Here is a 5,769-nt window from a genome sequence, read left to right as displayed (position 1 = left end):
CTAAGGACACTAACACCTGAAGCTAGCGCGTCTACCAATTCCGCCACCTTCGCACAGTCATCTTATTTTTTGATATCGCCTCGTTGGTGCGAGGGGGGGGACTCGAACCCCCACATCCTAAGGACACTAACACCTGAAGCTAGCGCGTCTACCAATTCCGCCACCTTCGCCCAGTGCGAGCAATATCAACGTGGATTATGGTGCGAGGGGGGGGACTTGAACCCCCACGTCCGAAAGGACACTAACACCTGAAGCTAGCGCGTCTACCAATTCCGCCACCTTCGCATACCATCGACACTCAAAAAAGTATCGTTACCACGGAGGCGCATTCTAGTGGTTTTCAACTTTTCGTCAATAGTTAATTGCCCAGGACGCGCTTAATTGATGTAAAAATGGGCGCTAAACGCAGGCCGTGTACACGAAGTGCCACCCCGCATTTAGCAAACCCTACCGGATGGCGGTGCAGGCACCTTATCCGGCATGGGATGGCCGTTCTACTTCTTCGCCTGACGCGTCATGATGGTGCGATAGACCTTGAAGCGACCGGTCTGCGCGATAACTTCGTGGAAGCCAAACACTTCATCCAGTACCTTCGGATAAGGCAGGAAGGCGTTCGCCACGATACGCAGTTCACCGCCGCTGTTGAGGTGGCGCACTGCACCGCGAATCAGCGTTTGCGCGGCATCGAGGCTGGTCTGCATCCCGTCGTGGAACGGTGGGTTGGAGATGATCATATCAAAGCGACCCGTCACGTCAGAAAAGACGTTACTGGCGATTACGTCTCCTTCAATACCGTTGGCAGCAAGCGTTGCGCGGCTGGCTTCAACGGCGGCGGCACTAACATCGCACAGGGTTAAGCGCACTTTTGGCGAGTGGCTGGCTAAGGCGACGGAGAGTACGCCTGCACCGCAGCCGACATCCAAAACTTTGCCTTTGGTGTGCGGCGTCAGCGTGGAGAGCAGTAGTTGGCTGCCAACATCCAGGCCGTCACGGCTGAATACGCCCGGCAGAGTTTTGATGGTCAGATTTTCGGTCTGGTATTCATCCCAGTATTTTTCTGCATCAAAGACCGGCTGTTTTTCCAGACGACCATGGTACAGGCCACAGCGACGCGCGCTGTCGACTTTGTTCAGCGGTGCGTATTCGGCCAGCATCTGCTCTGCGCTACGTACGCCGCTGCGGTTCTCACCAACAACAAAAATATCGGTGCCCACCGGTAACAGTGACAGAATGTTCATCAACTGGAACTGGGCTTCCGGCTTATTCTTCGGCCAGTAGTAGATCAGCGTATCGCTATCGGCAACGTCATCGGCCTGGGCGACGAGGCTAAAGCGAACGTTGTCGCCCATCTGGCGGTTAAGCACCTGCCAGTGGTGAAGCTGCTGAGTGTGCGCACGGCTGGCGGCGCATTCAAAATGGGCAGGCAGGTCATCCTGCAAATCACCGGCAAACAGAATACGGCTTTGTTCGAAATCATCACTGTGGCGCAGCAAGACTTCACTTGCCGGGGTAAAAGCAGACATGGAGTGCTCCTTAAATTGTACAGCGGGGGATTATAGTTGTTTGATGGCACGGATTCGACAAATTTGCTATATTTGCGCCCCTGATAGACAGGAGTGTTTCGCTATGACATCCCGACGAGACTGGCAGTTACAGCAACTGGGCATTACGCAGTGGTCATTGCGTCGTCCCGGCGCACTGCAGGGCGAGATCGCGATTTCAATTCCTGCGCACGTCCGTTTGGTGATGGTTGCTGCACAATTACCCGCACTAACCGAACCGTTGATGAGCGATATTTTACGCGCATTAACCGTCAGCCCGGATCAGGTTTTACAACTGACGCCTGACCGTGTCGCCATGCTGCCGCAGGGCAGTCGCTGTAATAGCTGGCGGCTGGGAACCGAAGAGCCGCTGCTGCTGGAGGGCGCTCAGGTCGAGAGTCCTGCGTTTAATGAATTACGGGAAAACCCCGCGGCCCGCGCCGCGTTATGGCAACAAATCTGCGCATATGAACACGATTTCTTCCCTCGAACCGACTGATTTACCTGCAGCATTTCAGATTGAAAAACGCGCTCACGCTTTTCCGTGGAGTGAAAAAACATTTGCCAGCAACCAGGGCGATCGCTACCTCAATTTTCAGTTGAGGGTTGACGACGTAATGGCCGCCTTTGCGATTACACAGGTCGTGCTGGATGAAGCTACGCTGTTCAATATTGCCGTCGATCCTGACTTTCAGCGCCGGGGCCTGGGGCGTGAGCTACTGGAATACCTGATCGATGAGCTGGAAAAGCGTGGCATTTTGACACTGTGGCTTGAAGTGCGCGCCTCAAATGCTGCCGCTATCGCGCTGTACGAAAGCCTGGGCTTTAACGAGGCGACAATCCGGCGCAATTACTATCCGACGGCCGATGGTCATGAAGACGCCATTATAATGGCATTGCCAATCAGCATGTAAGACAAGGTGTAATGATGAAGAAGTGGGACTGGATTTTCTTTGATGCCGACGAAACGCTGTTTACGTTTGACTCGTTTACCGGCTTACAGCGGATGTTTCTCGACTATAGCATTACCTTTACCGCTGAAGATTTTCAGGACTACCAGGCCGTAAATAAACCGCTGTGGGTGGATTATCAAAACGGTGCGATTACCTCATTACAACTCCAGCACGCTCGTTTTCAGAGCTGGGCTGAACGCCTGAAGGTTGAGCCAGGCCAGCTTAATGACGCCTTTATCAATGCGATGGCGGAGATTTGCTCGCCGTTGCCAGGGGCGGTTTCTCTGCTCAATGCGATTCGTGATAAAACAAAAATCGGTATTATTACTAACGGCTTTACGGCGTTGCAGCAAATCCGCCTTGAGCGGACGGGGCTGCGCGACTATTTCGACCTGCTGGTGATTTCTGAGCAGGTTGGCGTGGCAAAACCCGATCCCCGTATTTTTGACCATGCGCTGGAGCAGGCGGGCAATCCTGAGCGTTCCCGCGTACTGATGGTGGGCGACACCGCAGAGTCCGATATTCTTGGCGGCATTAACGCCGGGCTATCCACTTGCTGGCTAAATACGCACCACCGCGAGCAGCCAGCGGGCATTCAGCCGACCTGGACCGTAGCGTCATTAAGTGAACTGGAGCGGCTCCTGTGTAAACACTGATTGCCTCCCCCCCGTTGATGGGTAAAATAGCCGCAATTTTTCGTATTCAACTTGCACGGCCTGTTGCCGTGCTTACCTAAGAAGATTTGACTATGACGTTGTCTCCTTATTTGCAAGAGGTGGCCAAACGCCGCACTTTTGCCATTATTTCTCACCCGGATGCCGGTAAAACGACAATTACTGAAAAGGTACTGTTATTCGGACAGGCGATTCAGACCGCCGGTACGGTAAAAGGCCGAGGCTCCAGCCAGCATGCGAAATCTGACTGGATGGAAATGGAAAAACAGCGTGGTATCTCCATTACCACCTCTGTGATGCAGTTTCCATATCATGACTGCCTGGTAAACCTGCTGGACACCCCAGGGCACGAAGACTTCTCTGAAGATACATACCGTACTCTGACGGCGGTGGACTGCTGCCTGATGGTCATCGACGCCGCAAAAGGTGTTGAAGACCGGACCCGTAAGCTGATGGAAGTTACCCGTCTGCGTGATACCCCGATCCTGACCTTTATGAACAAACTCGACCGTGACATCCGCGATCCGATGGAGCTGCTGGATGAAGTCGAGAATGAACTGAAAATCGGCTGTGCGCCGATCACCTGGCCGATTGGCTGCGGTAAGTTGTTCAAAGGCGTCTATCACCTATATAAAGACGAAACTTACCTGTACCAGACGGGTAAAGGCCACACCATTCAGGAAGTGCGCATTGTTAAAGGTCTGAACAACCCGGAACTCGATGCCGCAGTGGGGGAAGACCTGGCGCAGCAGCTGCGCGACGAGCTGGAGCTGGTGCAGGGCGCGTCTAACGAGTTCGACCATGAGCTGTTCCTCGCGGGCGAAATCACCCCGGTATTCTTCGGTACCGCGCTCGGTAACTTCGGCGTTGATCATATGCTGGATGGCTTAGTGGAGTGGGCGCCTGCGCCGATGCCGCGTAAAACCGACACCCGTGTCGTTGAAGCCTCAGAAGAGAAGTTCACCGGCTTCGTGTTTAAAATTCAGGCCAACATGGACCCGAAACACCGTGACCGCGTGGCGTTTATGCGCGTGGTGTCCGGCAAGTACGAGAAAGGTATGAAAATGCGCCAGGTGCGCATTGGTAAAGACGTGGTTATCTCCGATGCGCTGACTTTTATGGCCGGTGACCGTTCTCACGTGGAAGAAGCGTATCCGGGCGATATTCTGGGTCTGCACAACCACGGCACTATCCAGATTGGCGATACCTTTACCCAAGGCGAAATGATGAAGTTCACTGGTATTCCGAACTTCGCGCCGGAGCTGTTCCGTCGCATTCGTCTGAAGGATCCGTTGAAGCAGAAACAGCTGCTGAAAGGGCTGGTTCAGCTGTCCGAAGAGGGCGCAGTGCAGGTTTTCCGTCCGATCGCTAATAACGATCTGATCGTGGGCGCTGTTGGTGTGCTGCAGTTCGACGTGGTGGTTTCACGCCTGAAGAGCGAATACAACGTTGAAGCGATTTATGAGTCGGTCAACGTAGCGACAGCACGCTGGGTAGAGTGTTCTGACGTGAAGAAATTCGAAGAATTCAAGCGTAAAAACGAAATTCAGCTGGCGCTGGATGGCGGCGATAACCTTACCTATATCGCGCCGACCATGGTTAACCTGAATCTCACCCAGGAACGTTACCCTGACGTTCAGTTCCGCAAAACGCGCGAACACTAATCGACCTTCAGGGCACGGTATCCGCCGTGCCCTACAACTTTTCCTGTCTTTTAAATCCCTTGCGGAATGTTCTTAAAACCTCTCGTTTTTCTTTTGTTTGCACGTTTTTTAGTCAATCTGGACTGCGATCACGAAATCCTGAACTATATTTAACAATGTGATGACATAAATGTCGGCGTTAAATGCTTTTTAGGCTGCCTGTTGCAGCTTCTATTGCTGATATTTATTCCACTTACAAGATTAGTTGCTGGCTCAAGCCGTTTACGGCAGAGCGCAGCTTTTAGCAAACATACAGGAATACATCGATGACAATGACAGGACTTAAGATTTCTAAAACGCTGCTGGCCGTGATGCTGACCTCCGCTGTTGCAACGGGTTCTGCTTATGCAGAAAACTCCACGACGGATAAAACGCAATCCGGCGTCGAAAGTGCGGGGCAGAAAGTCGATAGCTCCATGAACAAAGTCGGTAATTTCATGGATGACAGCACCATCACTGCTAAAGTAAAAGCCGCGCTGGTGGATCACGATAGCATTAAGAGCACCGACATTTCCGTTAAAACCGACCAGAAGGTGGTGACGCTAAGCGGGTTTGTTGAAAGCCAGGCACAAGCCGAAGAGGCAGTTAAAGTCGCCAAAGGCGTTGAGGGTGTGACCTCCGTTAGCGACAAACTGCACGTACGTGATAGCAAAGACACTTCTGTAAAAGGCTATGCGGGCGATACGGCAATTACCAGTGAGGTAAAAGCTAAGCTGCTGGCCGATGATATTGTCCCTTCCCGCAAAGTGAAAGTTGAAACCACCGATGGCGTGGTACAGCTTTCAGGAACCGTTGAATCACAGGCTCAAAGCGATCGCGCTGAGAGCATCGCCAAAGCGATTGATGGCGTGAAAAGCGTCAAAAACGATCTTAAAACTCACTAATTAGACTTAATTCG

Annotated in this window: 6 protein-coding genes and 2 tRNA genes; 5 read left to right on the top strand and 3 right to left on the bottom strand. The window is 52.6% G+C overall.

Annotated features, from left to right (window positions below; translation table 11 throughout):
* Nucleotides 1-84: 84 nt before the first annotated feature.
* The 3 genes from FDW87_RS16585 to rsmC all read right to left on the bottom strand — a co-directional run bounded on the left by FDW87_RS16585 (nucleotide 85) and on the right by rsmC (nucleotide 1,523).
* A tRNA-Leu gene (locus FDW87_RS16585) sits at nucleotides 85-170 on the bottom strand.
* A 28-nt stretch (nucleotides 171-198) separates the two neighbouring features.
* Nucleotides 199-285: transfer RNA gene (locus FDW87_RS16580), tRNA-Leu, on the bottom strand.
* Between the two features lie 209 nt (nucleotides 286-494).
* Nucleotides 495-1,523 carry a 16S rRNA (guanine(1207)-N(2))-methyltransferase RsmC gene (rsmC, locus tag FDW87_RS16575; protein ID WP_016151599.1) on the bottom strand — a complete coding sequence of 343 codons (1,029 nt, stop codon included), beginning with the start codon at nucleotides 1,521-1,523 and terminating at the stop codon, nucleotides 495-497.
* Between the two features lie 103 nt (nucleotides 1,524-1,626).
* On the opposite strand from rsmC, the gene holD reads away from it, so the two are divergent.
* The 5 genes from holD to osmY all read left to right on the top strand — a co-directional run bounded on the left by holD (nucleotide 1,627) and on the right by osmY (nucleotide 5,755).
* The gene (gene holD / locus FDW87_RS16570; RefSeq protein WP_003837254.1) at nucleotides 1,627-2,040 is read left to right on the top strand and encodes a DNA polymerase III subunit psi; all 414 of its coding nucleotides are present in this window, start codon (nucleotides 1,627-1,629) and stop codon (nucleotides 2,038-2,040) included.
* Nucleotides 2,009-2,455 carry a ribosomal protein S18-alanine N-acetyltransferase gene (gene rimI, locus FDW87_RS16565; protein WP_005123887.1) on the top strand — a complete coding sequence of 149 codons (447 nt, stop codon included), beginning with the start codon at nucleotides 2,009-2,011 and terminating at the stop codon, nucleotides 2,453-2,455. Before holD ends, rimI begins: the two co-directional genes overlap by 32 nt.
* A gap of 14 nt (nucleotides 2,456-2,469) precedes the next feature.
* Entirely contained in the window at nucleotides 2,470-3,150 is a 681-nt protein-coding gene (gene yjjG, locus FDW87_RS16560; RefSeq protein WP_016151600.1) for a pyrimidine 5'-nucleotidase, read from the top strand.
* A 92-nt stretch (nucleotides 3,151-3,242) separates the two neighbouring features.
* On the top strand, nucleotides 3,243-4,832 hold the full coding sequence (gene prfC / locus FDW87_RS16555; RefSeq protein WP_016151601.1) for a peptide chain release factor 3: 1,590 nt from the start codon (nucleotides 3,243-3,245) through the stop codon (nucleotides 4,830-4,832).
* A gap of 305 nt (nucleotides 4,833-5,137) precedes the next feature.
* Entirely contained in the window at nucleotides 5,138-5,755 is a 618-nt protein-coding gene (gene osmY / locus FDW87_RS16550; RefSeq protein ID WP_016151602.1) for a molecular chaperone OsmY, read from the top strand.
* Nucleotides 5,756-5,769: the final 14 nt, after the last annotated feature.

Source organism: Citrobacter sp. wls826 (genome assembly GCF_005281245.1).
GTDB lineage: Bacteria > Pseudomonadota > Gammaproteobacteria > Enterobacterales > Enterobacteriaceae > Citrobacter > Citrobacter braakii.
The sequence above is the reverse complement of the archived record's forward strand: the minus strand, read 5'-3'. Positions and strand labels throughout refer to the sequence as shown.

What these genes read in the sequence shown, in the direction of transcription:
- rsmC (WP_016151599.1), bottom strand. Translation starts at nt 1,523, where the DNA reads ATGTCTGCTTTTACCCCGGCAAGTGAAGTCTTGCTGCGCCACAGTGAT.
- osmY (WP_016151602.1), top strand. Translation starts at nt 5,138, where the DNA reads ATGACAATGACAGGACTTAAGATTTCTAAAACGCTGCTGGCCGTGATG.
- prfC (WP_016151601.1), top strand. Translation starts at nt 3,243, where the DNA reads ATGACGTTGTCTCCTTATTTGCAAGAGGTGGCCAAACGCCGCACTTTT.
- yjjG (WP_016151600.1), top strand. Translation starts at nt 2,470, where the DNA reads ATGAAGAAGTGGGACTGGATTTTCTTTGATGCCGACGAAACGCTGTTT.
- holD (WP_003837254.1), top strand. Translation starts at nt 1,627, where the DNA reads ATGACATCCCGACGAGACTGGCAGTTACAGCAACTGGGCATTACGCAG.
- rimI (WP_005123887.1), top strand. Translation starts at nt 2,009, where the DNA reads ATGAACACGATTTCTTCCCTCGAACCGACTGATTTACCTGCAGCATTT.